Raw genomic sequence first — 23,534 nt, 5'->3', positions numbered from 1 at the left:
GTCAACCCATGGATGACGTGGATCGCATGTTGCTCACCGCCTTGCAGCAGGACGCGACTCAGGCGTACGCCGCGCTCGGCAAGGCGGTCGGGCTGTCCGCGGGCGCCGCGCACGAGCGGGTCCGCAAACTGCGCGAACAGGGCGTCATCCGGCGCACGACCGTCGATGTCGACCCGGCGGCCGTCGGCCGGGGCGTGATGGCGTTCGTGCTGGTCGAGGCGGGCTCGTGGATGGGCGATCCGCCGACCAAGGCGGCGCTGGAAGCGCTGCCGGAGGTCGTCGAGGCGCACATCATCGCGGGCCCGGCCTCGCTGCTGGTGAAGGTGCGCACGCCGACCACCGAAGAGCTGCAGGCGTCCTTGCGCAGGCTGTACGCGATCGAGGGCGTGACCGGGACGCAGACGATCGTGGTGCTCGAATCCTTCTTCGAGCGCTCGGTGGACGCTACAGGCGACGGTTCGCCAGAACCCCCGTCGCCGCCCGGGCCTTCCCGCTGACCGCGGGGTCGATGTCGACGATCACCAGTTCCGGCCCGGCGCCCAGCTGGGTGTGGAGGCGGCCGAAACCGTCGGACACCGTGGAGTAGCCGATCCCGGTCGGCGCCTTGGGGTTCACCGGGGTCGAGGTCGTGGCCGGATCGGCCTGCCCGCAGCCCAGCACCCAGCAGCCGGAGTCGAGCGCGCGGGCGCGCACCAGCACCTCCCACTGCTCGCGTTTGCCCTCGCCCGCGCCCCAGGAAGTGGGCACGAGGACGATGTCGGCGCCGTCGTCGGCCAGCTTCCGGAACAGTTCGGGGAAGCGGATGTCGTAACAGGTCGCGACGCCGAAGGTCACGCCGTCGAGCTCGAAGGTGGCCGGGGCGGTCCCCGGGGCGACCGTGTCCGACTCGGCGAACCCGAACGCGTCGTACAGGTGGATCTTGTCGTAGCCGAAGTGATGTCCGGCGCCGGTGACGAGCAGCGTGTTGCTCACGCGTCCGTCGGGCGACGGAGTGAACATGCCCGCGACGACCACGACGCCGTGCTCGTCGGCGAGGGCCGCCACTGTGGACGCCCAGGGACCGTCCAAAGGTTGCGCCACGGGCGCGAGCGGGATGCCGAAGCGCGCCATCGCCGCCTCGGGGAACACCACGATCCGCGCGCCTTCGGCCGCCGCGGCCGTCACGCCTTCGCGAATCAGCTTCAGGTTCGTCTCGGGATCCTCGGCCGCCGTGAGCTGGCACAACCCGATTCGCGGCACGGAGGCCTCCCTCATCGTGGGATCGCTGGTCACCCCCCAGTGTGCCTGCTCGGCGCGATCCGGCCACCTCGTACCCTTGACCCATGCTGAACCGTACCGACCTGCGTGGACTGGTCCCGTCCGTTGCCGAACTCAGGAGCACGCTCCCGCGTGCCGAGTACGACGTGGACGCGGCGCTGCATCACGTACGGCCGGTGGTCGAGGCGGTCCGCGATCGCGGCGTCGAGGCGGTCCTCGAGTACACCGAGAAGTTCGACAAGGTCCGCCCCGGTGGTGTCCGCGTGGCCGCCTCGGAGCTGACCAGCGCGCTCGCGAACCTGGACCCGGCCGTCCGCGAGGCGCTGGAGGAGTCCATCGTCCGCGCCCGCAAGGTCCACGGCGATCAGCGCCGTCAGGACGTCACGACCGAGGTCGTCGACGGCGGCACCGTCACCGAGCGCTGGATCCCCGTCGAGCGCGTCGGGCTGTACGCGCCGGGTGGGCTCGCGGTGTACCCCTCGACCGTGGTGATGAACGTCGTCCCGGCGCAGATCGCCGGCGTCGGCACGCTCGTCCTGTGCTCGCCGCCGCAGGCCGCGTTCGGCGGGCTCCCGCACCCGACGATCCTGGCCGCCGCCGAACTGCTCGGCGTCGACGAGGTCTGGGCCGTCGGCGGCGCGCAGGCCGTCGCGCTGCTCGCTTACGGCGGCACCGACACCGACGGCACGACTCTGGAGCCCGTCGACATCGTCACCGGGCCCGGCAACATCTACCTCACCGCGGCCAAACGGCTGCTGCGCGGCATCATCGGCATCGACTCCGAGGCGGGCCCGACCGAGATCGCGATCCTCGCCGACGAGACCGCGGACCCGGTGCACGTCGCCGCCGACCTGATCAGCCAGGCCGAGCACGACCCGCTCGCCGCGAGTGTGCTCGTCACCACGTCCGAGGAGCTCGCGGACGCCGTCGACAAGGAGCTCACCGGTCGCGTGGCCGCGACCAAGCACTCCGAGCGGGTGACGGAGGCCTTGGGCGGCAAGCAGTCCGGCATCATCCTCGTGTCCACTGTGGACGACGGGATCCGGGTCGTCGACGCGTACGCGGCGGAGCACTTGGAGATCCAGACCGCGGACGCGCGTGCGGTGGCGGCCCGTGTGCGCAACGCCGGCGCGATCTTCGTCGGGGCGTACGCGCCGGTCTCGCTCGGCGACTACTGCGCCGGGTCCAACCACGTGCTGCCCACCGGCGGATTCGCGCGGCACTCGTCCGGGCTTTCGGTGCAGAGCTTCCTCAAGGGCGTGCACGTCGTCGACTACAGCCAGGACGCGTTGCGCGAGATCGCCGGCCGCGTCGTCGCGCTGGCGAACGCCGAAGACCTGCCCGCGCACGGCGAGGCCATCACGGCGCGGTTCGAGGGGGAGCGGGCATGAGCATCGGCGAGGAGATCACGCTCGACGCGCTCCCGCTGCGGGAGGACCTGCGGGGCAAGACCCCGTACGGCGCACCGCAGCTCGACGTGCCGATCCGGCTCAACACCAACGAAAACCCGTACCCGCCGCCGGACGCGCTGGTGGCCGACGTCGCCGAGGCCGTCCGCGCCGAGGCCGCTTCGCTGCACCGGTACCCGGATCGCGACGCCGTCGCGCTGCGCCAGGACCTCGCGGACTACGTCGCGGTGTCCACCGGTGTGCTGGTCTCGGAGTCGAACGTGTGGGCCGCCAACGGCTCCAACGAGATCCTGCAACAGATCCTGCAGGCCTTCGGCGGTCCCGGCCGGTCGGCGCTGGGCTTCGAGCCGTCGTACTCGATGCACCCGATCATCTCGGCGGGCACCCGCACCGACTGGCTGCCGGTGCCGCGCCGCGACGATTTCACGCTCGACACCGAGAAGGCGGCCGCGCTGGTGCGCGAACGCCGTCCGGACATCGTGTTCGTGACCAGCCCGAACAACCCGACCGGCGGGTCGATCCCGTTCGACGAGTTGCGCGGACTGCTCGAAGCGGCGCCGGGCATCGTGGTGGTCGACGAGGCGTACGCGGAGTTCTCGTCGCAGCCGAGCGCCGTCGAGCTGATCGACGAGTACCCGTCGAAGCTGATCGTGTCGCGCACGATGAGCAAGGCGTTCGCCTTCGCGGGCGGACGGCTCGGCTATCTCGCGGCGGCGCCCGCGATCGTCGACGCGCTGCAGCTGGTGCGCCTGCCGTACCACCTCTCGAAGCTCACGCAGGCCGCCGCGCGCGCCGCGCTGCGGCACGCGGACGCCACCCTCGCCTCGGTCGCCAAACTCGCGGCCGAACGCGACCGCGTGGTGGAGTCGTTGCTGGGCTTGGGATTCACGCCGGTCCCGAGTGACGCGAACTTCGTCCTCTTCGGACGGTTCGCGGACGCGCCGGCGACCTGGAAGTCCTATTTGGACAACGGCGTGCTGATCAGGGACGTCGGCATCGCCGGGCACCTGCGGGTGACCATCGGCACGCCGGAAGAGAACGACGCCTTTCTCGAGGCCAGCAAGGAGGTGCCGCGATGAGTCGCGTCGGCAAGGTGGACCGCACCACCAAGGAATCGTCCATTTCGGTCCAGCTCGATCTGGACGGCACGGGCCAGGTGGAGATCGACACCGGTGTCCCGTTCTACGACCACATGCTCACCGCGTTCGGCGTGCACGGCTCGCTCGACCTCAAGGTGCAGGCGACCGGTGACGTGCACATCGACGCGCACCACACCGTCGAGGACACCGCGATCGTGCTCGGCCAGGCGCTGCGGCAGGCGCTCGGCGACAAGAGCGGTATCCGCCGGTTCGGCGACGCGTGGATCCCGATGGACGAAACCCTCGCGCACGCCGCGATCGACGTCTCCGGGCGGCCGTACTGCGTGCACCTGGGCGAGCCCGAGCAGTTCACCAGCTTCACCATCGGCGGGAACTACCCGTTCGTACTGACGCGGCACGTGTTCGACTCGCTGTCGTTCCACGCGCAGATCGCGCTGCACGTGCGGGTGCTGCACGGCCGCGACCCGCACCACATCGCGGAGGCCGAGTACAAGGCCGTCGCGCGGGCGCTGCGTGCCGCGACCGAGCCGGACCCGCGGGCGGGCGGCATCCCGTCCACGAAGGGCGTCCTCTAACCCCCGCATCCAGAGGACTAAATGCGTCCGGTGGGGTGGTAGGTGGTGAGCTGGACGCCGGACGGAGTCGTCGTCGAGCCGACGAAGTCCAGGGTCTGGGCGGGCGTTCCTTCGGCGAAGAAACGCTTGCCCGTGCCCAAAAGAAGCGGATAGACGGCCAGCACGACTTCGTCCGCGAGCCCGTCTTCGAGCAGTGTCGACGTCAGCGTGGAACTGCCCGAGAGGATGAGGTCGGGACCGTCCTGCGCCTTGAGACGGCGTACGCCTTCGACGACGTCCGGGCCGATCCCCTCGAACGGGCCCCATTTCAGGCTTTCCGACCGGTGGGTGACGACGAACTTCGTCGCCGCCTTGAGCCGGTCCGCGAACGGCTCGCTCGGCGCGTCCGGCCAGAATTCCGACCAGAGGTCGTAGGTGCGGCGGCCCAGCAACAGGTCGAAGCGTTCGGTGTGCGCGGCCAGGAGGGCTTCCCGGCCGGCGGGGGTCCGGTAGGGCATGTTCCAGCCGCTGTACGGGAAGCCGTTCCCGTCCTCGGAATGCTGGATCACGCCGTCGAGCGAGATGTGTTCGATGATCTTGAGCTTCCTCATCACGCCTCCAGCAGTGCGTCGAGCTGGGGTATCGCGGCGCGGAACCCCTCTTCCATCCCGGGAATCGTCTTCTCCATGGCTTCGACGCTGGAAAAGCGCGTCACGTGGATCATCCGGGATCCCGTCGATGTCGTCTTGAAGGTGAAAGTCATCGAGGTGGGCATGTTCTCGTCGTTGTCGTCGCCGTCCTCCGCCTCGAAGAAGTCGATGGGATTCACCGCGGCGAACTTCCAGGAATTGGGCCACTTCTCCCCGTTGGGTCCGGTCAGGAAGTATTCGGCGCGGCCTCCCGGCCGGAAATCGTGATGGGTGAACGTGGCGGGCGCGAACGGCGGCCCCCAGAAGCGTTCTAGTTGTCTTGGATCCTCCCAAGCCGCCCAGAGGCGTTCTTGCGAAACGGGAAAGTCCGCCACGACGGTGAGGTGGAGTTTCTCGGGATCTTTGGTGACCGAGGTGATCGGCATCGTCATTCTCCTTCCCGGAGGACATCGTCGAGCTGCGCCACCCGTTGGCGCCAAAGGACTTCGTAGGAATCGAGAAGCTCGGTGGCGCGCTTGAGCCGCTCGCGGTCGGTCGACACCAGCTGTTCGCGGCCGTTGGCGCGCTTCCGCACGAGCCCGGCGCGCTGGAGCACGGCGACGTGTTTCTGCACGGCGGCGAAGCTCATCTCGTAGTGCGCGGCGAGCCCGGACACCGTCGGCGCTTCCGCGATCGCCCGCGCCAGGATGTCGCGGCGGGTGCCGTCGGCCAAGGCGCGGAAGAGCTGGTTGAGCGACTCCTCGCTCTCCTCACGAAGTACAACCATGTGGTTGTACGTTAGCCGGGTCCGGTCCCGGTGACAAGGTGCGAGCCCGGCGCGGTCCGGCTCGCGGGCGTGTGGCAGGGTGGCGGTCGTGAGTAACACGACCATCGCTGTGCTGCTGTTCGCGCTCGGCGGCTTCCTGATCGGCGGCGTCTACGCGACCTGGAAGAGCGTCAAGTTCATGGCCGTCGTGCTGGGGATCGGCGCGCTGCTGGCCATCGGCGGCGCCATCGCCTGGCTGGCCTGACTTTGCGGCTTCTCTGACCCGAGTACGTGAAGGCCCCCTTCGCTGCGTCTAGCGCCATGGCCCCGGCAAAGTCGCATAAGCGCTGGTGGGTGCCACTCTTGATGATTCGGACTGTGCCCCGGACGAGGGTTGCCGCCAGAGGACTTGAGCGAACCTTGTCCACAAAGGACACCATTTGATAGCTGGATGTCCGTTTGGTGTGCATATGCACGGTTTTCAGCCAGGGTCGTGAGTGGTAATGAGGGTTCTAACGCTCATCGCCACTCACGACCCCTGCGCAAAACGCCCGAATCGGGCATCGTCACTCCGAAAGTGTCTCTTGTGGACACTCGAGAAGATGACAGGCCGATGCAGTGAGCTCCTGTCAGTCGCTTGACCAGCGCTTATGCGACTTGCCGGGATCCTGGCGTCTAGGGCAGTGAAGGGGCCTTCACGTACTTATGCGGGTGCCACGCTGCAACGGCGGCTACTTCGAGGCGTCGACCAGCTCCCGCTCATCAGGCGCATCAAGCTGCTTCGCGAGCTTCTCGCCTTCGACGTCGACATCGGGCAGCACGCGATCCAGCCACTTCGGCAGCCACCACGCACCGCGGCCGAGCAGCGACATCAGCGCCGGCACGATGGTCATCCGGATCACGAACGCGTCCACCAGCACCCCGAAGGCCAGCGCGAACCCGATCGACTGGATCAGCGAGGATTCCGCGAGCACGAAGCCGGCGAACACGCTGATCATGATCAGCGCGGCGGCGACCACGACGCGGGAGCCGTGCCGGAAACCGGTCACCATCGCCTGCTGCGGGTCGGCGCCGTGGACGTATTCCTCCCGCATCCGGGTCACCAGGAACACCTGGTAGTCCATCGCGAGCCCGAACAGCACGCCGATGAGCAGGATCGGCAGCATGCTCATGATCGGCCCGGTCGTCTTCACGCCGAGCAGGTCGGTGAGCCAGCCCCACTGGAACACGGCCACCACGGCGCCGAACGTCGCGACCACGGAGCCGAGGAAGCCCAGTGTCGCCTTCAGCGGGACGACGATCGAGCGGAACACCAGCATCAGCAACAGGAACGCGAGCCCGACGATCAGCGCGAGATACGGCAGCATCGCGTCGGCGAGTTTCTCCGAGACGTCGATGTTGGCCGCGGACTGGCCGGTCACGGCCAGCGACGCGCCGGTGGCCGAACCCAGCCCCGCGTTCAGGCCGCGGATGTCGCTGACGAGGTCTTCGGTCGCGGTGCTGCTCGGACCGCTCTTCGGGATGACGGTCAGCAACGCCAGGTCACCACTGCGGTTGGTCTTGGGCGGCGTGACGATCGGGCGTTCGGGGAGGCCGCCGATGCCCGCGGCCGCCTGCTGGAGCGCGGCTTGCCGATCGGTGCTGCCGCTCAGGTCGACGACGATCACCAGCGGGCCGTTGGCGCCTTCGCCGAAGCTGCGGGCGACGGTGTCGTAGGCCTTGCGCTGGGTGGTGTCCGGCGCGGCGGTGCTGTCGTTCGGCAGGCCGAGCTGCATGCTCGCGGCGGGCACGGCGACGATCGCGAGCCCGGCGATCGCGGCGATCAGCACCGGGATCCGGTGGCGGGCGACGAACTTCGCCCAGCGCTCACCGTGTGTCGTCGCGCTTTCCTTGCGGCGCAGGCGGATCTTGCCGCCCGCCAGCTTGCCGCCCGCGAAACCGAGGATGGCGGGCAGCAGGGTGAGCGCGATGACGACCGCGATGGCGACGGTGATCGCGGCTGCGATCCCCATCTCGCCGAGGAACGGGATGCCGACGACGGTCAGGCCCGCCAGCGCGATGATGACGGTCAGCCCGGCGAACACCACGGCCGAGCCCGCGGTGCCGGTGGCCCGCCCGGCGGCTTCCTCAGGATCGCGGCCGATGGAGAGTTCGTGCCGGTAGCGGGAAACGATGAAGAGCGCGTAGTCGATGCCGACGGCGAGGCCGATCATCAGCGCGAGCACCGGCGTGTTCGTGTTCAGTTCGAGGAAACCGGACGCCGTCGTGATCCCCGCCATGCCGATGCCGACGCCGATGAGCGCGGTCAGCAGCGGGATCCCGGCGGCGAGCAGCGAGCCGAACGTGATGATCAGGACGACCGCGGCGACGGCTACACCGAGGCCTTCGGTGGCGTTGGTCGCGGGCATCGCCTGGACGGCGTCACCGCCGAATTCCACGGTGTACCCGGCCGCCTTGGCGGAATCGGCGGCGGCCATCAGGCCGTCGCGGTCGGCGTCGGTGAGCTCGAAGCCCGGCACGCGATAGGAGACCTGCGCCAGCGCGACGTGTTTGTCGGGGGAGATCGCCTGCATCTGCAGCGGGTTGACCACGCCGGCGACCTTGGGAGCGTTTTCGAGGCCCTTGACGAGTCCCGTGATCGCCGCCTGGCCGGCGGCGTCGGTGATGTCGCCGGGCGTCGAGATGACGACGCGCGCCGTCGCACCACCGGCGGCGGCCTCCGGGAACCGGTCGGCGAGCTGGTCGATCGCCTTCTGCGACTCGGTGCCGGGGATGGTCACCGAGTTCGAAAGCTGGCCGGACAGGGTCAGCGCTCCCGCGCCGAGGGCCACCAGGACGGCGGCCCACACCGCCGTCACCAGTGCCCGGCGCCGGAACGAGAACCGGCCCAGGCGGTAGAGGAAGCTGGCCACAGAACTCTCCCGTTCACTCGATCAGGTTCATTCCAAGCTAGCCGATCGGCTAGGGGCCTACAAGCCGATCGGCAAGTGTGTGACTAGCCGCACGGCTAGTACTCGTTTGGCCACGCGGGCCCGCTTGACGTAATCTCCGACGGCTGAACGAGGAGGGAACATGGACGTCGTCCACGCGGAGGACACCCGCACGCGACTACTGGGCACGGCGTTGCGGTTGTTCACCGAACACGGCGTGGAAGGCACCTCGCTGCAGATGATCGCGGACGCCCTCGGCGTCACGAAGGCCGCCGTCTACTACCACTTCAAGACGAAGGCGGAGATCACCGAGTCGGTCGCCGAGCCCGTGCTGCGCGAGCTGGAGGGCATCGTCGACGACGCCCGCGCCCAGCGCACCCGGGGCGCGCAGATCGACCACCTGCTGGACGGTTTCGTCGATCTCGTGGTGCGGCACCGTTCGCTGGTCGCCCTGTTCTCCAGTGACCCCGGTATCGCCCGCGCGATCGAGAAGTCCGTGCACAGCTCGGACAGTTTCAAGAACCGGCTGATGGAGATCCTCGTCGGCCCGGATCCGGATCTCACCGCGACCGTGACCGCCCAGGTGCTGCTGGCGGGGATCGCCGTCGCCGGCGGCTCGCCCGAGGTCGCCTCGCTCGACGACGAAACGCTGCGCGAAACGCTCCTGGCCGTCGGGCGCAAGCTCTACAACCGCCCGCGCCGCCGTTCGTGACCGATGTGTTCAAGACGGCGGCCGCGATCCACGCGACCCTGTCGGTATGAACATCGATCTGACGACGGCGGCCACGTTCATGGCCACTCAGGCCCGGGTGCTCGACAGGCGGCGCTTCGAGGTCCTTTTCCGCGACGGTGACCCGGCGGCGGCGCTCGCCGCGCTGGAGGCGTACCGCAATCCCGACGGCGGTTACGGCCACGGACTGGAACCCGACTGCCGCTCGGCGACGAGCCAGCCCGGTGGCGCGCTGCACGCTTTCGAGGTCTTCGCCGACGTCGGCCCGGCGACCAGTCCGCGCGCGGCCGAACTCTGCGACTGGCTCGAATCGATTTCCCTGCCCGACGGCGGGATCCCGTTCGCGGTCCCGATGCCGGATCCGTTCGGCAGCGCGCCGTTCTGGGCGAACGCGGATCCGTCGGTCTCCTCGTTGCAGATCACCGCGATCCTCGCGGTCACCGCCCATCGCGTCGCGGCGCACGATCCCGCGGTCGCCGCGCATCCGTGGCTGGCGAAGGCGACGAGCTACTGCCTCGGCGAGATCGAAAAGCTCGACGAGGCACCGCACGCACTCGTGCTCGCCTTCGCGATGAAGCTGGTGGACGCCCTGGGCGACACGCGTCTGGTCGAGAAGCTCGGCCGGTTCCTTCCGGCCGACGGGGTGGTCGCCGTCGGCGGCGGCATCGAGGGCGAGGCCATGCGCCCCCTCGATTTCGCCCCTGAACCCGGAGGCCCGGCGCGGAAGCTGTTCCGGCCCGAGGTCATCGAAGCGGATCTGCGGCGGGTGGCGGGCGGACAGCACGAAGACGGGGGCTGGCGGGTCGACTACACCAGCTATTCGCCCGCGGCCGCGCTGGAATGGAACGGCATGTTCACCGTGGGCACCCTGGGGCTACTGAGGGCCAACGGCCTGATCTAGGGGAGCCGCCGCAGGAACTCCGGCGGAACGGCGGCGGTGAGCCAGACACCGTTGGCGCTCACCTGGAATTCGTGCCCGGCGGCCGTCATCTCCCGTGCGTCGACGGCGAGCAGCACCGGGACGCCGCGCCGCGCCCCGACGGCCCGCGCGGTGTCCACGGTCGCCGAGAGATGCACGGCGTGCCGGTTCATCGGCCGGAGCCCCTCGTACATGATCGCGTCGAGGAACCGGGAAACCGTGCCGTGGTAGAGCACGTCCGGCGGAATCGCCGCCGGCAGCGCGAGGTCGACGTCGACACTGTGGCCCTGGCTGGCGCGGATCCGCAGCCCGTCCTCGTCGAAGGCGAAGCGCCGTTTGTCGTTGCCCTCGACGACTTCGTCGAGTTCGGCGCGGGTGAGCTTCAAGCCGTTGCGCCGCAAGGCCGCCAAAAGCGTGTCGACTTCGACCCAGCCGTCGGGGGTGAGGGTGATCCCGATGTCGCCGGGTGCGTGCCGCAGATGCCGGGAGAGTCGTTTCGAGGCCCGGATGAGGTGTTTCTTGTCCATTTCGAGTCACAGTGACCCACATCCGGCCCCCGCGTGGCAACGGAATTCAGATGCCGCCCTCGGAAGCCGGGCGCAGTTTGCCCGCGCCGGGGCCGAACCGCGACATCTGGTCGTCGGCGTTGTAGAGCCCGCAGCTGCGCAGGGAAAGGCAGCCGCAGCCGACGCAGCCGGTCAGCCGGTCGCGCAGGCGCTGCAAAGCGTCGATCCGCGCGTCGAGCTCGTCCTGCCAGCCCCGCGAAAGGCGGGCCCAGTCGGCCTTGGTGGGGGCGTGGTCCTTGGGTAGGGTCTCCAGTGCCGAGCTGATGTCGTCCAGGCTGAGGCCGACCCGTTGCGCGGCGCGGATGAAGGCGATCCTGCGCAGCACCGAACGCGAGTACCGCCGCTGGTTGCCCGCCGAGCGTTCGGAGCTGATCAGCCCTTTGTCCTCGTAGAAACGCAAAGCCGTATGGGGCACGCCGCTGCGGTCGGCGACCTGTCCGATGCTCAGGTGTTCAGCCAGTCTCGTCACGTCGCCAGGCTAGCCTTGACTTCGACCTAAGTCGAGGTTGCAACCTCGGTTCATGACCACTGACATCAAGACCGGCTACGAGGATCTGCCGCGGCTGATCTCGCTGATGACCGGGGACGAGAAGCATCAGGCCGCCGCGGAGTCCACTGTGGACGTCTTATGGGTGCTCTACGACCGTGTGCTCGACATCACCCCGGAGAACGTCCGCGAGCCCGGCCGCGACCGTTTCCTGCTGTCGAAGGGCCACGGCCCGATGGCCTATTACGCGGTGCTGGCGAAGAAGGGCTTCATCCACGAGGAGGAACTCGCGGACTGGACTTCGGCCGAGTCCCGGCTCGGCCACCATCCGGACCGGGCGAGGCTGCCGGTGGCCGAGATCTCCAGCGGCTCGCTCGGGCACGGGCTCCCGCTCGCCATCGGCACCGTGTTCGGCCTGCGCGCCAAGGGATTCCGTGACGCCAAGGTCGTCACCCTCGTCGGCGACGCGGAACTCGACGAGGGCTCCAACCAAGAGGCCATCGCGGTCGCCGGCCGCATCGGCATGCCGCAGCTGACCGCCGTCGTCGTCGACAACTCCTCGGCGACGCACGGCTGGCCCGGCGGGATCGCGCGCCGGTTCGAGGTCGAGGGCTGGACGACGCGCACCGTCGACGGCCGCGACCACGACGCGCTCCACGAAGCCCTCACCACACCCCATCCGGACCGGCCGCTCGCCGTGGTCGCGACCGTCGAGCGAAAGGCCTGAACCCGTGAACATGCGCGAAACGTTCCTGGAAGCCGCCGCCGAAGTGCTCGACACCGACGCGAACGTCGCCGTCGTGCTCGCCGACATCTCCGCGGCACAACTCGCCTTCGCCGCGCGGAAACATCCCGACCGGGTGCTGAACGTCGGCATCCGCGAGCAACTGATGATGAGCACCGCGGGCGGGCTGGCGCTGGCCGGGATGCGCCCGATCGTCCACACCTTCTCGTCGTTCCTCGTGGAGCGGGCTTTCGAGCAGGTCAAACTCGATCTCGGACATCAGGACGTCGGCGCCGTGCTGGTGTCGTCGGGCGCGTCCTACGACATGCCGACCGCCGGGCGGACGCATCAGGCGCCCGGCGACGTCGCCCTCATCGACACGTTGCCGGGCTGGACCGTGCACGTGCCGGGTCACCCCGAGGAAGCACGGCGGCTGCTGCTCGAGTCCATCCCCGGCACCGGGCGCGTCTATCTCCGGCTTTCCGCGCAGGAGAACGCGAAAGCGCATCTGGGCGCGGGCCTGCAGACACTGCGCGAAGGCGGGCGGGGCGTGGTGGTGGCCGTCGGGCCGATGCTCGACAGGGTGCTGGAAGCGACCACCGATCTCGACGTCACCGTGCTCTACACGTCGACGATCCGGCCGTTCGACGCCGCCGGGCTGCGTTCGGCCGTCGAGGCCGCGGGCAGCACCGACGTCGTACTGGTCGAGCCCTACCTCGCGGGAACCTCGGCGCACGCGGTGGCGGACGCCTTGTCCGAAACGTCGCACCGGCTGCTGTCGCTGGGCGTCCGGCGCGACGCGGAAGTCCGGATCTACGGCGAAATGGCCGATCACGACCTCGCGCACGGTCTCGACGCCGGTTCGATCGCCTTGTCCGTCAAGGAATTCCTCCGCTAGCGTCACCGGGATGACGAAGATCCGCCCGCTCGCGCTCGGGGTCATCCGCCGCGGCGAAGACCTTCTCGTGTTCGAAGGCCGCGACCACACCAAAGGCGTGACCTACCACCGGCCGCTGGGCGGCGGCATCGAGTTCGGCGAGACCGCCGCCGAGGCGCTGCACCGCGAATTCCAGGAGGAACTCGCGGCGGAGCTGACCTCGGTCGAGCAGATCGCCGTGCTGGAGAACGTGTTCACCTTCGAAGGCAGGCCGGGACACGAGATCGTGTTCCTGTTCACCGCCGACCTCATCGACAAGGCGTTCTACGAGCGCGACGAGGTCGGCGTCGTCCTCGACGACGGCGCCCGCGTGCACTGGCTGCCGATGGCCGACGTGGCGAGCGGCAAGGCGATCCTCTACCCGGACGGGCTCGCGGATCTCCTTTCCGCGCGGGACTGATCGCCGCTCAGCGGAAAGCGGCCAGCCCGGTGACCGACTGGCCGAGCGAGAGCGCGTGCATCTCCTCGGTGCCCTCGTAGGTCAGCACGGTTTCCAGGTTCGACATATGCCGCATCACCGGGTATTCCAGCGAGATCCCGTTGGCGCCGAGCATTCCGCGCGCCGTCCTGGCGACCTCCAGCGCGGAGCGGACGTTGGCGAGCTTGCCGAAGCTGACGTGGTTGTGGTGCAGCGTCCCGGCGTCCTTGAGCCGCCCGATCCGCAGTGCGACCAGCCCGGCGCGGTTGACCTCGACGACGAGGTCGGCGAGTTTGCGCTGGGTGAGCTGGAATCCGGCCAGCGGTTTGCCGAACTGTTCCCGGCTCAGCGTGTACTCCAGCGCGGACTCGTAGCAGGAGCGCGCGGCGCCGACGACGCCGAACAGGATCCCGTAGCGCGCCTCGTTCAGGCAGGACAGCGGTCCGCGCAGCCCCCTGACCTCGGGGAACGCCGCCGAATCCGGCAGGCGGACGCCATCGAGCACGAGTTCCGCGGTCAGCGAGGCCCGCAGCGACAGCTTGTGCTTGACCTCGTTCGCGGTGAAGCCCGGCGTGTTCGTGGGGACGACGAAGCCGCGCACGCCTTCGTCGGTCTGCGCCCAGACGACCGCGACGTCGGCCACGGTTCCGTTGGTGATCCACATCTTCGTGCCGCTCAGCACCCAGTCGGAGCCGTCGCGCACCGCGCGCGTCCGCATGCTGCCGGGGTCGCTGCCTGCGTCCGGTTCGGTCAGGCCGAAGCAGCCGAGCGCCTCACCGGCGGCCATCCGCGGCAGCCACTCCTGCTTGTGCTCCTCGGTGCCCCATTTGTGGATCGCGTACATCGCCAGCGAACCCTGCACCGAGACGAAGCTGCGCAGCCCGGAGTCGACGGCCTCGAGTTCGCGGCAGGCGATGCCGTAGGCGACCGCGCTGGTACCCGCGCAGCCGTAGCCCTCCAGGTGCATGCCGAGCAGCCCGAGTTGCCCGAACCCCTTGGCGAGCTCGGCGGCGGGCAGGACGCCCGTTTCGTACCATTCGGCGATGTTCGGGAGCAGCTGGTCGTGCGCGTAGGAGCGCACGGCGTCGCGCATGGCCCGGTCCTCGGCGGAGAGCTCGGCGTCGAGATCGAGGAAGTCGCGCGGATCCGGGCTGCTGCTCATGCGTCACTCCTGGTCGGCTCGGTGGGTCGCTTCCTCAAGAAGAAAACCACACACGCGACCGGAGTCGAGTGTCAGCGATCGCGCCATCCGGTGGTCTTCGTCACCTGAACCGATGCCGTGGCCGTCCGGGCCGGGGCGGAGCGCCGCTTCTGTGCCGGGATCAGCAACTCCGCGAAGGTAGGGAAAGGCACGCTGTCGATGTCCTCGCGCCAGGCGCTGAGCAGGCGGGTCAGGTCGTCGGCGTCCTGCATCGTTCCTCCATAAGTGCAGGGCGGTCCTGCGCCGGCCTTCACTCGGAGTCGCTATTACCCAGAAGAGTGAAGGTCGAAACAGGGAATCCGGGGAAAATCCGGTCCGCTAGCCTGGAGTGCGTGGCTACTCCTCGCGTGGTGATCCTGGACTACGGGTCCGGCAATCTCCGGTCCGCCGAACGCGCCGTCGAGCGCGCCGGCGCCGACGTCGAGGTCACCGCCGACCCGCATGCCGCGCTCGAGGCCGACGGCCTGGTCGTCCCCGGTGTCGGCGCCTTCTCCGCCTGTATGGAGGGGCTGCGGTCGGTGTCGGGGGAGAAGATCATCGGCAAACGTCTCGCCGGTGGCCGCCCCGTGCTGGGCATCTGCGTCGGCATGCAGATCCTGTTCGAACGCGGGGTCGAGCACGGCGTGGAGGCCGAAGGCGCGGGTGAATGGCCGGGCACGGTCGACCGGCTGGAGGCCGACGTCCTCCCCCACATGGGGTGGAACACCGTCCGCGCCCCGGAGGATTCGCAGCTTTTCGCCGGGCTCGACGCGGACACGCGGTTCTATTTCGTGCACTCCTACGCCGCGCGGACCTGGGACCTGGACTCCGGCCTCGCCGGGCAGCAACCCAAGGTGACCTGGGCGAACCACGGTCAGGACTTCGTCGCCGCCGTCGAGAACGGGCCGCTGTGGGCCACCCAGTTCCACCCGGAGAAGTCCGGGGACGCGGGTGCGCACCTGCTGCGCAACTGGCTGAACACCCTCGCTTAGAGTGGGCGCGTGACTTTCACGCTCCTTCCCGCCGTTGATGTGGCCGATGGCCAGGCCGTGCGACTCGTCCAGGGCGAGGCCGGCACCGAAACCTCCTATGGCAGCCCGCTGGAGGCGGCGCTCGCCTGGCAGCGTGACGGGGCGGAATGGATCCATCTGGTGGATCTCGACGCCGCGTTCGGCAAGGGCTCCAACCGCGAGCTGCTCGCCGACGTCGTGGCGAAGCTCGACGTCCAGGTGGAGATCTCCGGTGGCATCCGCGACGACGCGTCGCTGGAGGCCGCGCTGGCCACCGGCGCCCGCCGGGTCAACCTCGGCACGGCGGCGCTGGAGGATCCGGAGTGGACCGCGAAGGTCGTCTCCTCCTACGGCGACCGGGTCGCCATCGGGCTGGACGTGCGGATCACCGAGGCCGGGCACCGGCTGTCCGCGCGCGGCTGGACGCAGGACGGCGGTGACCTCTGGGAGGTCCTCGACCGGCTCGACCGCGACGGCGCGCAGCGCTACGTCGTCACCGACGTGAGCAAGGACGGCACCCTCCAGGGCCCGAACATCGACCTGCTCCGCGAGGTCGCCGCCCGCACCGACGCGCCGGTCATCGCTTCCGGCGGTGTGTCCAGTGTGGACGATCTCCGCGCACTGGCCGCGCTGGCCCGTGACGGTGTCGAGGGTTCCATCGTCGGCAAGGCGCTCTACGCCGGCGCGTTCACCCTGCCCGAGGCGCTCGCCGCCGTCGCGGAGTTCTGAGCTTTACCTCCCGGGTAATCGACGCCGCGCCCCCGTTCGGTCAGGATTCCTTCCAGGACAACGAAACCTGGGAGGACAACATGACCGCGTACGGCATCGCCCACCTTCGCCCCACCGGAGCACCGACCGAAGAGGTGCTCGAGTACCTGGAGCGGATCCAGGACACGCTCGACCCCTTCGGCGGGAAGTTCCTCGTGCACGGAGCCGAGGTCGAGGTCGTCGAGGGGGAGTGGCCGGGAGCGCTGGTGATGATCGGCTTCCCGAGCCTGGCCGTGGCCCGCGAGTGGTACGCGTCGGCCGCCTACCAGGAGATCCTGCACCTGCGGGCGGATCATATCCCGGGCGATCTGATCCTGGTGGAGGGCTGCGGGCCGGACCACGACTCGGCGGCGATGGCGGCGGAGCTGCGGGAGGCTCAGCTCACTCGGCCAGCTTGATCGCGATCCCCACGGTCCGGTCCTTCGGTCCCCGCAGCTTGCTGAAGAACATCGTGACCCGGCCTGTGATCCCGTATTTCCGCGCGATCACCTTGCGCACGCGTTCGGTCCCGTCGAGGTCCAGCAGCCGCGCCTCGCCCGCGACGACGTCGCCGTGGGTCTTGTTGCCGCGGAAGTCGCAGGCCTGGACCTCGACCCGCCCGCTGTTGCGGATGCGCTTGACCTTGCCCGCCTTCCGCTCGGACCAGAGCACCAGCTCGCCGCCGTCGCCCGCCGCCCAGACCGGCGTCGGCACCGGGGTGCCGTTCTTGCGGAAGGTGGTCAGGACGACGTACTTCTCGGCGGCGATCCGCTCGAACTCCGATCCCATGTGGAGAGTCTAGGCGCTGTCCTGCAAGTCTGTTCGCGGTCTTCGCGCCCAGGCGGTCCCTGGCGGCACGGGCGGATGCGGCCGAGTACGACCCGGTACGAGGCCGATCCGCCCGCACCGTCAGGAGCCACCTGGATCACGAAGCCCATCGAACAGACTTACAGGACAGCGCCTAGGGTGTCCGCCTGCGCAAGGTCGCCGCGCCGAGGACCAGCGCGGCCAGTGCGCAGGCCCCGACGATGATCAGGTTCCGGATCAGCGTCGCGTCCACGGTGCCCGACGTGGTGACCCGGGTGAGGGCGTCGACGGCGTACGAAAGCGGCATCACGTTCGAAAGCCAGTTCAGGAGCCAGCCCATCTCCCCGCGCGGCACGAACAGCCCGCACAGCAGGATCTGCGGCAGCACGAACAGCGGCATGAACTGCACCGCCTGGAATTCGGTCCGCGCGAACGCGCTGACGAACAGGCCGAGCGCCATCCCGAGAAGCGCGTCGAGGACGGCGATGAGCAGCAGCATCCCGATCGAGCCCGCGATGTCGAGGCCCAGCCAGGCGAGCGACACCCCGGCGGCGACGCCGACCTGCACGATCGCGATCGAGCCGAACGCGAGCGCGTAACCGAAGAGCAGGTCCATCCTGCCGATCGGCAGGGTCATCAGCCGTTCCAGCGTGGCCGTGGTGCGCTCGCGCAGGGTCGTGATCGAGGTGATCAGGAACATGATCAGGAACGGGAAGACGCCGAGCAACGCCGGCGCGACGCGGCTGAACACCGCCTCGGAGTTGAAGACGAAGCGCAGCAGCACCATCAGCAGCGACGGCACGACGATCAGCATCGCGACGGTGCGCGGATCGTGCCGGAGCTGCAGGAGGATCCGGCGGGCCGTGGCCAGGGTCAAGGCCGGGTTCATGACGGGCTCACCTCGGTCTCGCGGACCAGCCGCAGGAACGCCTGCTCCAGATCGGTCGTGCCGGTGCGCTCACGCAGCCCGGCCGGAGTGTCGTCGGCGAGGATCCGGCCTTCGCGCATGAGAAGCAGACGGTCGCAGCGCGCGGCCTCGTCCATGACGTGGCTGGACACCAGCAGAGTCGCCCCGCCCTCGGCGAGACGGCGGAAAAGTGCCCAGAGTTCGTCGCGGAGCACGGGATCCAGGCCGACGGTCGGTTCGTCGAGGACGAGCAGTTCGGGCTTCCCGAGCAGCGCGACCGCGAGGTTGGCGCGATTGTGCTGCCCGCCCGACAGCGAGCCGACGAGCTTGCCCGCGTGTTCGGCGAGCCCGACTTCGCCGATCACTCTGTCCACATCGGACATCGGCGCGCGGAGCACGGAAGCGAAGTAGCGCAAGGCTTCCGTGATGGTCAGGTCGGCGTAGATGGCCGGGTTCTGGGTGGCGTAGCCGATCAACCGCCGCAGCGGCGGGCTGCCCGCGGGATGGCCGAGCACGGTGACCTCGCCCGCGGCGACGATCTGCACGCCGACGATCGAGCGCATCAGCGTCGTCTTGCCGCAGCCGCTGGGGCCGAGCAGACTGGTGATCCGGCCGCGCGGCGTCGCGAAACCGACGTCCCTGACGACCTCACGGCCGCCGCGGACGACCCGCAGGCCGACCACTGAGATCGCTGAATTAGCCATGCGTTTAATTCTGCGCCCGTTGAGAAGTGAGAGTCAAGAGGGGCTTGGGGCGTTGAACGTCCTGGCTCCTCCACACAGGGATTCGTTGATGAAGGATTTGGGACAGTGAACGTCCCAAATCCTTCATCGACAACGCTCGTCCCGGTCTGGAACGAATCCCGCCCATGCCCGGTTCAGACGTAGATCAACGAATACCAGTCGTGAAGGCCTCCTTGAGGGACTCTGGGTCCCTCAAGGAGGCCTTCACGGACTTGCCGATCGCCACACTCGCCCCAGCAGCCGCATCAGCTGTACGTGAAGGCCCCCTTCACTGCGTCTAGCGCAATAAAGGGGGCCTTCATGTACCTCAAGCGGGGCGCGTCACGAGGCTCATGGCACCAGGACGAGCTTGCCCCGGACGTGGCCCGCTTCGCTCTCGTCCTGGGCCGCGGCCGCCTCGGCGAGCGGGTAGACCCGGGCGATCGGCAGGTCGAGCTTGCCTTCGGCGGCGAGCGCGGCGCCTTCGGCCAGAGAGCCGGGCACCTGCTCGGCCGGAGTCCCCGACGTGAAGCGGACACCGTGGTCGGCCGCGTCCGGAGCGGCGATGGTGATGACCCGCTTCGGGCCACCGGTCAGTTCGACCAGGGTGGCCAGCGAGCCGCGCCCGGAGGCGTCGAAGGACGCGTTGACGCCCTGCGGTGCGACGTCGCGTACGCGCGCGGAGAGCCCTTCGCCGTACTGCACCGGCACAGCGCCCAGAGAGCGCAGGTACTCGTGGTTCCCTTCGCTCGCGGTGCCCACCACGGTCAGCCCGCGCGCGACGGCGAGCTGCACGGCGATGGTGCCGACACCTCCCGCGGCGCCGTCGATGAGCAGCGTCTCGCCCTCCTGGAGATCCAGCAGGTTGAGCGCGCGATAGGCGGTGTTGACGACAGCGGGCAGTGCCGCGGCCAGCTCCCACGCGAGAGACTCGGGCTTGCGGATCAGGCTCGCGGGCCTCGCAAGGACGTACTCCGCGTATCCGCCCGCCCCGGAGCCGAGCACCTCGTCACCGGCCGCGAACTCGGACACGCCCTCGCCGACCGCGTCGATGACGCCGGCGATGTCGCCACCGGGGACGGCGGGGAACTCCGTCGGGAACACCTCGGCCATCAGACCGGAGCGGATCTTCCAGTCGATCGGGTTCACGCTCGCGGCCCGGACGGCGACCCGCACCTGCCCGGGGCCCGGCTCGGGCAGTTCCCGCTCGAGGACGCGCAGGACCCCGGAGTCGCCGTACTCGGTGAACGCGATGGAGCGGTAGGTGTCCGTCATGCCGTCGACAACCCCCGCCCGTCCGTCACTATTCCGGCGGCTTCCCGAACCAGCTGTAATCGCCGGGGATCAGCTGGACACCGTTCGCGATGTCGAGCAGGGTCGCCTGGTCCCGTTTGCCGGACACGGTGAGCCACCGCCCGCCCTCGACCTGGACGGCGACCGTTTCGTCCTGCTGCCCGAGCCGCCCGGTCCGTTGCGGCAGGAAGAAGCCGTCGGCGCCCCTGACCTTGAGCGGAACGGGCGTGGCGTCGCCCGAGTCCGGCCGTTCGGCGCGGAGCGACGCCGTGACGACCGCCGCCGCGGTGGGTTGCCCGGTACGGGTGGCTTCGAGTTCGGTCGCACCCCCGCCGGCGGTCATGAACAGGTTCACCCCGGACAGCTCCAGGTCGGTGGGCAGCCTGCCGAACCGCAGCTCGCCCGAAACCCGGGCACGGTCGTCCCTGACCATCTCGTCCGCGATCCGCTGGCCGACGTCGCGCGGATCCTTCACCCCGATCAGCGTCAAGCTCAGCAGGTACGTGTCGTCGGGCGACCAGGTCAGCATCGTCCCGTCGCCGTAGACCTCCGCGACCATCCCGACGCGGCCGTGCACGATGATCTGGTTCGGCGCGGGCGCGATCGTCCACGGCCCGCCCCGGTCGTCCAGCGGTGTGGTGGTCAGCCGCAGCTGCCCGACCTCGCCGTTGCTCCACGTCCTGGTCTGCGGTCCCGGGTAGGGCTTCGCGCTCCGGGTCAGCTCCTTGAAGCCGTCGGGCAGCCAGCCGGGTTTGTACGGCAGCACCGCCCAATCGGCGTTGCGCGGCGAGGCTGGGGTGACCGTGGTGTAGGCCCGCAGGCCCAGCGGGACGCCGAGCGCGATGATCGCGACCGCGGCCGCGACCAGTGCCAAGGCCATCGTCGGACGGCGTGACGGCCGCTGGGCCAGCGCGTCGCGGATCTCGGCACCGTCGGGCGCCCGCGCCGCCAGGTGTTCGAGGCTCTCCCGGATCAGGTCCTCGGTGTGCTCGTCACTCAGTCGGGTCATTTGCGGGCTCCCGTGGGCTGCACGGACGAGGACGGCCCGGTTTCCCGCAGCGTCGAGAGCGCGCGCGAAATCTGGCTGCGCACGGTCGACGTCGCGCAGCGGAGCACCGCGCCGATCTCCTCGTCGGAGTAGTTCTCGTAGTAGCGGAGCACGATCGCGGCGCGTTGTTTGCGCGGGAGCTTCGCGAGCCGGTCCAGCATCGCGTCGCGTTCGTCGTACTCGATGGCGTGATCGGAGACCGGGGGGCTCACCAGGTCGAGCACTTCCGGCGACGACGGCGTCACCCGGCGGACCGCCAGCCGCCTTCGCCACGAGAGGTACTCGTTGGTCACCATCCGGCGGACGTAGGTCGGTGGCGAGTCGATCTTCGGCCAGCGTTGCTGAGCACGCAGCAGCACCTCCTGGACGATGTCCTGCGCCAGGTACGGATCGTCGGTCAGGACGGTCGCGTAGCGCAGGAGCCCGTCCAGGCGATCCGCGACGAACTCGTCGAAGCTCGCAGGCACGTGTCCCCCTCAGCCGGTGGTCTCCCTCTAAGGACGCGCGAGACCACCCGGCTGATGCATCGGGAGCGGAACTTTCTCGGTGAACACGATCACCGCACGGCGGTCTCCAGCCGGACGAAGGCGAACCCGGTGGTCGCGAGTTCCTCACCGGAGGGGTCGGTGGCGGCGGGACGGCGTTCTCCGTCGTGCACCACCAGCAGACCGTGAGGGAACAGCGGCCCCAGCGGCCTGGTGGTGATCGCGGCGCCGTCGGAGTGCTCGACCGAGTCGGTTGCGCGTCCGGCGACGATCCGGAAATCGCGCCGCGGGGTGCCGTCACGGTCGTAGACCACGAACCGCGAGTCGCCCTGGCTCGACGCGAGGAGCTTGCCATCGGCCAGCGCCAGCCCCTCGGCGTCCGCCGTCAGCCACTTGCCGCCGAAGCCGGGGTCGGGGCCATCGGTGACGCATTCCTCGGTCGCCTCGTCGAAGCGCTGCGGAACCCCGAACGACCGCACCTTGTCGATCAGCTCCGGACGGCCGAAACCGGCGCCGTGCACCGGGATCCGCCAGATCCCGACGTCCTCCTGCGCCGTGTAGAGCACGCGGTTCCCGGCGTCGAGGATCGACCCCTCCAGCTGCGGCCGCTCGTCCGGTTCGCCGCAGGGCGACCACGTCTTCCCGTTCGGCAGCCGGAACTCCGACGGCAGGTCGATCGTGCCGATCGGCGCCGTGCCGACGGTGCCGTCCGCTTTGTCGACAAGTCGCAAGAGCGCCACGCGCGTCTCGTGCCGCCGGGTCACCGCGACCCAGCGCGCGCCCGTGCGCGGGTCACGACCGGCGGTGAGCCCGTACGCGGTCCGCTGTTCGTCCACTTCGGACTCCGACGCGGAGAAGACCGGTGGGGCGGAAGGATCCGTGACGTCACGCAGCACCCGCGAGCCGGCCGCGGCTCCGGCCGGGTCGATCCGGTAGACGCGCACGCGGTCCCGGCCGCGGTCGCTCACCACGGCGAGATCGCCGACGACGTCGACGTTGTTGAACCGGCCGCCCTCGGGAACGGCGAGATGCTGCAACTGCCGCGCCTTCAGATCGAACGCGGCCAGCCCGCCTTCCTTGAGCGTGCCGAGTACGACGCTGGCCGAAGGGTTCTTCGGGTGGACCCAGATCGCCGGGTCGTCGGCGTCGGCGTTCGCCGGGTCCGCGCCCTTGTCGTCGACGTACGCCCTGGTCTGTGCCACGGGCGAGGGGTTCTGGCCCGCTTCGGCGGGCACGGCGGCGAGCAGCGAGGCCGCCAGCAGGGGGAGGGGGAGGAGAGCAGCGATGCGCATCCTCGGGAAGCTAGCCGCGCGGAGTGTCCGGCCGGTGAACGTCGGGGGTCAGGTAGTACTGCGCGACCGGCGCCAGCATCGCGACGATCTCGTCCTCCGAGGCGGCGGCCAGCGGCGGGAGCCCGATGACGTAGCGCAGCAGCGCGAACCCGATCATCTGCGCGGCGATCCCGGCCACCCGGACCTTCGGCACGCCGCGCGCCTCGGCGACCCGCGCCAGCACCGCCCGTTCGAGGAACTGCCGCATCATGGTCGCGACCTGCTCGTTGGTGGTCGCGGACCGGATCATCGCCAGGAACGGCGCCCGGCCTTCGGGAACTTGCCAGAGGCCGAGGAACGCGCGGACGAGGCGTTCGCCGATCTCGTCCTCGGGGCCTTCGAGGATCCGGGGGACCAGCTCGCCCGGGTCGACCGGCAGGTTCATCGACAGGGCGAAAAGGCGCTGCTTGGTGCCGAAGAAATGGTGCAGCAGCGCGGCGTTGACCCCGGCGTCGGCCGCGATGCCGCGGACGGTCGCCCCGTCGTAGCCCTGTTCGGCGAACCTGCGCCGTGCCGCGTCGAGGATCACCTCCCGCGTCTCGGTCTGCCCCGGCCGCCGCCCCGCCTGTGCCATTCCG

30 protein-coding genes are annotated in these 23,534 nt (G+C 69.6%); 13 read left to right on the top strand and 17 right to left on the bottom strand.

The features are described 5' to 3' along the window. Nucleotides 1-8: 8 nt before the first annotated feature. Entirely contained in the window at nt 9-497 is a 489-nt protein-coding gene (locus tag ACSMFO_RS27195; RefSeq protein ID WP_073848477.1) for an Lrp/AsnC family transcriptional regulator, read from the top strand. On the opposite strand, the gene ACSMFO_RS27190 is transcribed toward ACSMFO_RS27195, so the two are convergent. Beyond that, nucleotides 445-1,239 (bottom strand): carbon-nitrogen hydrolase family protein, encoded by a 795-nt coding sequence (locus tag ACSMFO_RS27190; protein ID WP_436460982.1) that lies wholly within the window; start codon nt 1,237-1,239, stop codon nt 445-447. The two genes, ACSMFO_RS27195 and ACSMFO_RS27190, sit on opposite strands and share 53 nt — an antisense overlap. Before the next feature lie 83 nt (nt 1,240-1,322). Here ACSMFO_RS27190 and hisD point away from each other — a divergent pair, with 83 nt between their 5' ends. From hisD to hisB, 3 genes are read left to right on the top strand one after another with little or no spacing between them, the layout of a single operon-like run. Further along, nucleotides 1,323-2,648 (top strand): histidinol dehydrogenase, encoded by a 1,326-nt coding sequence (hisD, locus tag ACSMFO_RS27185; RefSeq protein ID WP_436460981.1) that lies wholly within the window; start codon nt 1,323-1,325, stop codon nt 2,646-2,648. Beyond that, entirely contained in the window at nt 2,645-3,745 is a 1,101-nt protein-coding gene (locus tag ACSMFO_RS27180; RefSeq protein ID WP_436460980.1) for a histidinol-phosphate transaminase, read from the top strand. The genes hisD and ACSMFO_RS27180 overlap by 4 nt, the downstream gene beginning before the upstream one ends. After that, entirely contained in the window at nt 3,742-4,341 is a 600-nt protein-coding gene (hisB, locus tag ACSMFO_RS27175) for an imidazoleglycerol-phosphate dehydratase HisB (RefSeq protein ID WP_340687538.1), read from the top strand. The genes ACSMFO_RS27180 and hisB overlap by 4 nt, the downstream gene beginning before the upstream one ends. Before the next feature lie 17 nt (nt 4,342-4,358). Here the strand turns inward: hisB and ACSMFO_RS27170 are convergent, their stop codons facing one another. From ACSMFO_RS27170 to ACSMFO_RS27160, 3 genes are read right to left on the bottom strand one after another with little or no spacing between them, the layout of a single operon-like run. Continuing rightward, on the bottom strand, nt 4,359-4,931 hold the full coding sequence (locus ACSMFO_RS27170; protein WP_436460979.1) for a dihydrofolate reductase family protein: 573 nt from the start codon (nt 4,929-4,931) through the stop codon (nt 4,359-4,361). Then, nucleotides 4,931-5,395, bottom strand: a complete 465-nt coding sequence (locus ACSMFO_RS27165) for an SRPBCC family protein (protein WP_436460978.1) — start codon at nt 5,393-5,395, stop codon at nt 4,931-4,933. Before ACSMFO_RS27165 ends, ACSMFO_RS27170 begins: the two co-directional genes overlap by 1 nt. A gap of 2 nt (nt 5,396-5,397) precedes the next feature. Then, nucleotides 5,398-5,736, bottom strand: a complete 339-nt coding sequence (locus ACSMFO_RS27160; protein ID WP_360089199.1) for an ArsR/SmtB family transcription factor — start codon at nt 5,734-5,736, stop codon at nt 5,398-5,400. A gap of 88 nt (nt 5,737-5,824) precedes the next feature. Between ACSMFO_RS27160 and ACSMFO_RS27155 the strand changes: the two genes are divergently transcribed. After that, nucleotides 5,825-5,980 (top strand): hypothetical protein, encoded by a 156-nt coding sequence (locus tag ACSMFO_RS27155; RefSeq protein WP_016335988.1) that lies wholly within the window; start codon nt 5,825-5,827, stop codon nt 5,978-5,980. A 466-nt stretch (nt 5,981-6,446) separates the two neighbouring features. Here the strand turns inward: ACSMFO_RS27155 and ACSMFO_RS27150 are convergent, their stop codons facing one another. After that, nucleotides 6,447-8,627 (bottom strand): MMPL family transporter, encoded by a 2,181-nt coding sequence (locus tag ACSMFO_RS27150; RefSeq protein WP_436460977.1) that lies wholly within the window; start codon nt 8,625-8,627, stop codon nt 6,447-6,449. Between the two features lie 160 nt (nt 8,628-8,787). On the opposite strand from ACSMFO_RS27150, the gene ACSMFO_RS27145 reads away from it, so the two are divergent. Together ACSMFO_RS27145 and ACSMFO_RS27140 are read left to right on the top strand one after the other, a co-directional pair. Continuing rightward, nucleotides 8,788-9,357, top strand: a complete 570-nt coding sequence (locus ACSMFO_RS27145; protein WP_378368931.1) for a TetR/AcrR family transcriptional regulator — start codon at nt 8,788-8,790, stop codon at nt 9,355-9,357. A 46-nt stretch (nt 9,358-9,403) separates the two neighbouring features. After that, the gene (locus ACSMFO_RS27140; protein WP_436460976.1) at nt 9,404-10,276 is read left to right on the top strand and encodes a hypothetical protein; all 873 of its coding nucleotides are present in this window, start codon (nt 9,404-9,406) and stop codon (nt 10,274-10,276) included. On the opposite strand, the gene ACSMFO_RS27135 is transcribed toward ACSMFO_RS27140, so the two are convergent. After that, the gene (locus ACSMFO_RS27135) at nt 10,273-10,821 is read right to left on the bottom strand and encodes an RNA 2'-phosphotransferase (RefSeq protein WP_360121584.1); all 549 of its coding nucleotides are present in this window, start codon (nt 10,819-10,821) and stop codon (nt 10,273-10,275) included. The two genes, ACSMFO_RS27140 and ACSMFO_RS27135, sit on opposite strands and share 4 nt — an antisense overlap. A 46-nt stretch (nt 10,822-10,867) precedes the next feature. Then, nucleotides 10,868-11,329, bottom strand: coding sequence for a redox-sensitive transcriptional activator SoxR (gene soxR, locus ACSMFO_RS27130; RefSeq protein ID WP_016335982.1), 462 nt, complete (start codon nt 11,327-11,329; stop codon nt 10,868-10,870). 52 nt (nt 11,330-11,381) lie between these two features. On the opposite strand from soxR, the gene ACSMFO_RS27125 reads away from it, so the two are divergent. From ACSMFO_RS27125 to ACSMFO_RS27115, 3 genes are read left to right on the top strand one after another with little or no spacing between them, the layout of a single operon-like run. Next, the gene (locus ACSMFO_RS27125; protein ID WP_350580867.1) at nt 11,382-12,074 is read left to right on the top strand and encodes a transketolase; all 693 of its coding nucleotides are present in this window, start codon (nt 11,382-11,384) and stop codon (nt 12,072-12,074) included. A 4-nt stretch (nt 12,075-12,078) separates the two neighbouring features. Continuing rightward, nucleotides 12,079-12,969, top strand: a complete 891-nt coding sequence (locus ACSMFO_RS27120) for a transketolase family protein (RefSeq protein WP_436460975.1) — start codon at nt 12,079-12,081, stop codon at nt 12,967-12,969. A 10-nt stretch (nt 12,970-12,979) separates the two neighbouring features. Next, nucleotides 12,980-13,408, top strand: a complete 429-nt coding sequence (locus ACSMFO_RS27115) for an NUDIX hydrolase (RefSeq protein WP_436460974.1) — start codon at nt 12,980-12,982, stop codon at nt 13,406-13,408. 7 nt (nt 13,409-13,415) lie between these two features. Here ACSMFO_RS27115 and ACSMFO_RS27110 read toward each other — a convergent pair whose 3' ends face one another. Continuing rightward, entirely contained in the window at nt 13,416-14,588 is a 1,173-nt protein-coding gene (locus tag ACSMFO_RS27110; protein ID WP_436460973.1) for an acyl-CoA dehydrogenase family protein, read from the bottom strand. Nucleotides 14,589-14,659: 71 nt separating this feature from the next. Next, on the bottom strand, nt 14,660-14,839 hold the full coding sequence (locus ACSMFO_RS27105) for a hypothetical protein (protein ID WP_038510342.1): 180 nt from the start codon (nt 14,837-14,839) through the stop codon (nt 14,660-14,662). 135 nt (nt 14,840-14,974) lie between these two features. On the opposite strand from ACSMFO_RS27105, the gene hisH reads away from it, so the two are divergent. From hisH to ACSMFO_RS27090, 3 genes are all read left to right on the top strand, one after another. Further along, a complete protein-coding gene (hisH, locus tag ACSMFO_RS27100; protein ID WP_038510345.1) occupies nt 14,975-15,598 on the top strand; it encodes an imidazole glycerol phosphate synthase subunit HisH in 624 nt (207 codons plus the stop codon). Nucleotides 15,599-15,607: 9 nt separating this feature from the next. Next, nucleotides 15,608-16,345, top strand: a complete 738-nt coding sequence (gene priA, locus ACSMFO_RS27095) for a bifunctional 1-(5-phosphoribosyl)-5-((5-phosphoribosylamino)methylideneamino)imidazole-4-carboxamide isomerase/phosphoribosylanthranilate isomerase PriA (RefSeq protein ID WP_360089223.1) — start codon at nt 15,608-15,610, stop codon at nt 16,343-16,345. Nucleotides 16,346-16,425: 80 nt separating this feature from the next. After that, entirely contained in the window at nt 16,426-16,782 is a 357-nt protein-coding gene (locus ACSMFO_RS27090) for a DUF1330 domain-containing protein (protein WP_436460972.1), read from the top strand. Here ACSMFO_RS27090 and ACSMFO_RS27085 read toward each other — a convergent pair. The 8 genes from ACSMFO_RS27085 to ACSMFO_RS27050 form a co-directional block, all read right to left on the bottom strand. Beyond that, entirely contained in the window at nt 16,766-17,152 is a 387-nt protein-coding gene (locus ACSMFO_RS27085) for a PPOX class F420-dependent oxidoreductase (protein ID WP_038510350.1), read from the bottom strand. The two genes, ACSMFO_RS27090 and ACSMFO_RS27085, sit on opposite strands and share 17 nt — an antisense overlap. 172 nt (nt 17,153-17,324) lie before the next feature. After that, entirely contained in the window at nt 17,325-18,059 is a 735-nt protein-coding gene (locus ACSMFO_RS27080) for an ABC transporter permease (protein ID WP_436460971.1), read from the bottom strand. Next, nucleotides 18,056-18,781: an ABC transporter ATP-binding protein gene (locus tag ACSMFO_RS27075; RefSeq protein ID WP_436460970.1), complete on the bottom strand. Its 726-nt coding sequence runs from the start codon at nt 18,779-18,781 to the stop codon at nt 18,056-18,058. The genes ACSMFO_RS27080 and ACSMFO_RS27075 overlap by 4 nt, the downstream gene beginning before the upstream one ends. Before the next feature lie 369 nt (nt 18,782-19,150). Continuing rightward, complete coding sequence (locus ACSMFO_RS27070) at nt 19,151-20,074, bottom strand: NADP-dependent oxidoreductase (protein WP_436460969.1); 924 nt, start codon at nt 20,072-20,074, stop codon at nt 19,151-19,153. Nucleotides 20,075-20,102: 28 nt separating this feature from the next. Next, complete coding sequence (locus ACSMFO_RS27065; protein WP_436460968.1) at nt 20,103-21,101, bottom strand: hypothetical protein; 999 nt, start codon at nt 21,099-21,101, stop codon at nt 20,103-20,105. Next, on the bottom strand, nt 21,098-21,607 hold the full coding sequence (locus ACSMFO_RS27060) for an RNA polymerase sigma factor (RefSeq protein WP_073848496.1): 510 nt from the start codon (nt 21,605-21,607) through the stop codon (nt 21,098-21,100). Before ACSMFO_RS27060 ends, ACSMFO_RS27065 begins: the two co-directional genes overlap by 4 nt. 89 nt (nt 21,608-21,696) lie before the next feature. Beyond that, complete coding sequence (locus ACSMFO_RS27055) at nt 21,697-22,917, bottom strand: phytase (RefSeq protein ID WP_436460967.1); 1,221 nt, start codon at nt 22,915-22,917, stop codon at nt 21,697-21,699. A gap of 10 nt (nt 22,918-22,927) precedes the next feature. Next, nucleotides 22,928-23,530: a TetR family transcriptional regulator gene (locus ACSMFO_RS27050; RefSeq protein ID WP_436460966.1), complete on the bottom strand. Its 603-nt coding sequence runs from the start codon at nt 23,528-23,530 to the stop codon at nt 22,928-22,930. Nucleotides 23,531-23,534 lie beyond the last annotated feature (4 nt).

This window comes from Amycolatopsis sp. w19, from assembly GCF_051373225.1.
GTDB classification, from domain to species: Bacteria; Actinomycetota; Actinomycetes; order Mycobacteriales; family Pseudonocardiaceae; genus Amycolatopsis; species Amycolatopsis japonica.
The sequence above is the reverse complement of the archived record's forward strand: the minus strand, read 5'-3'. Positions and strand labels throughout refer to the sequence as shown.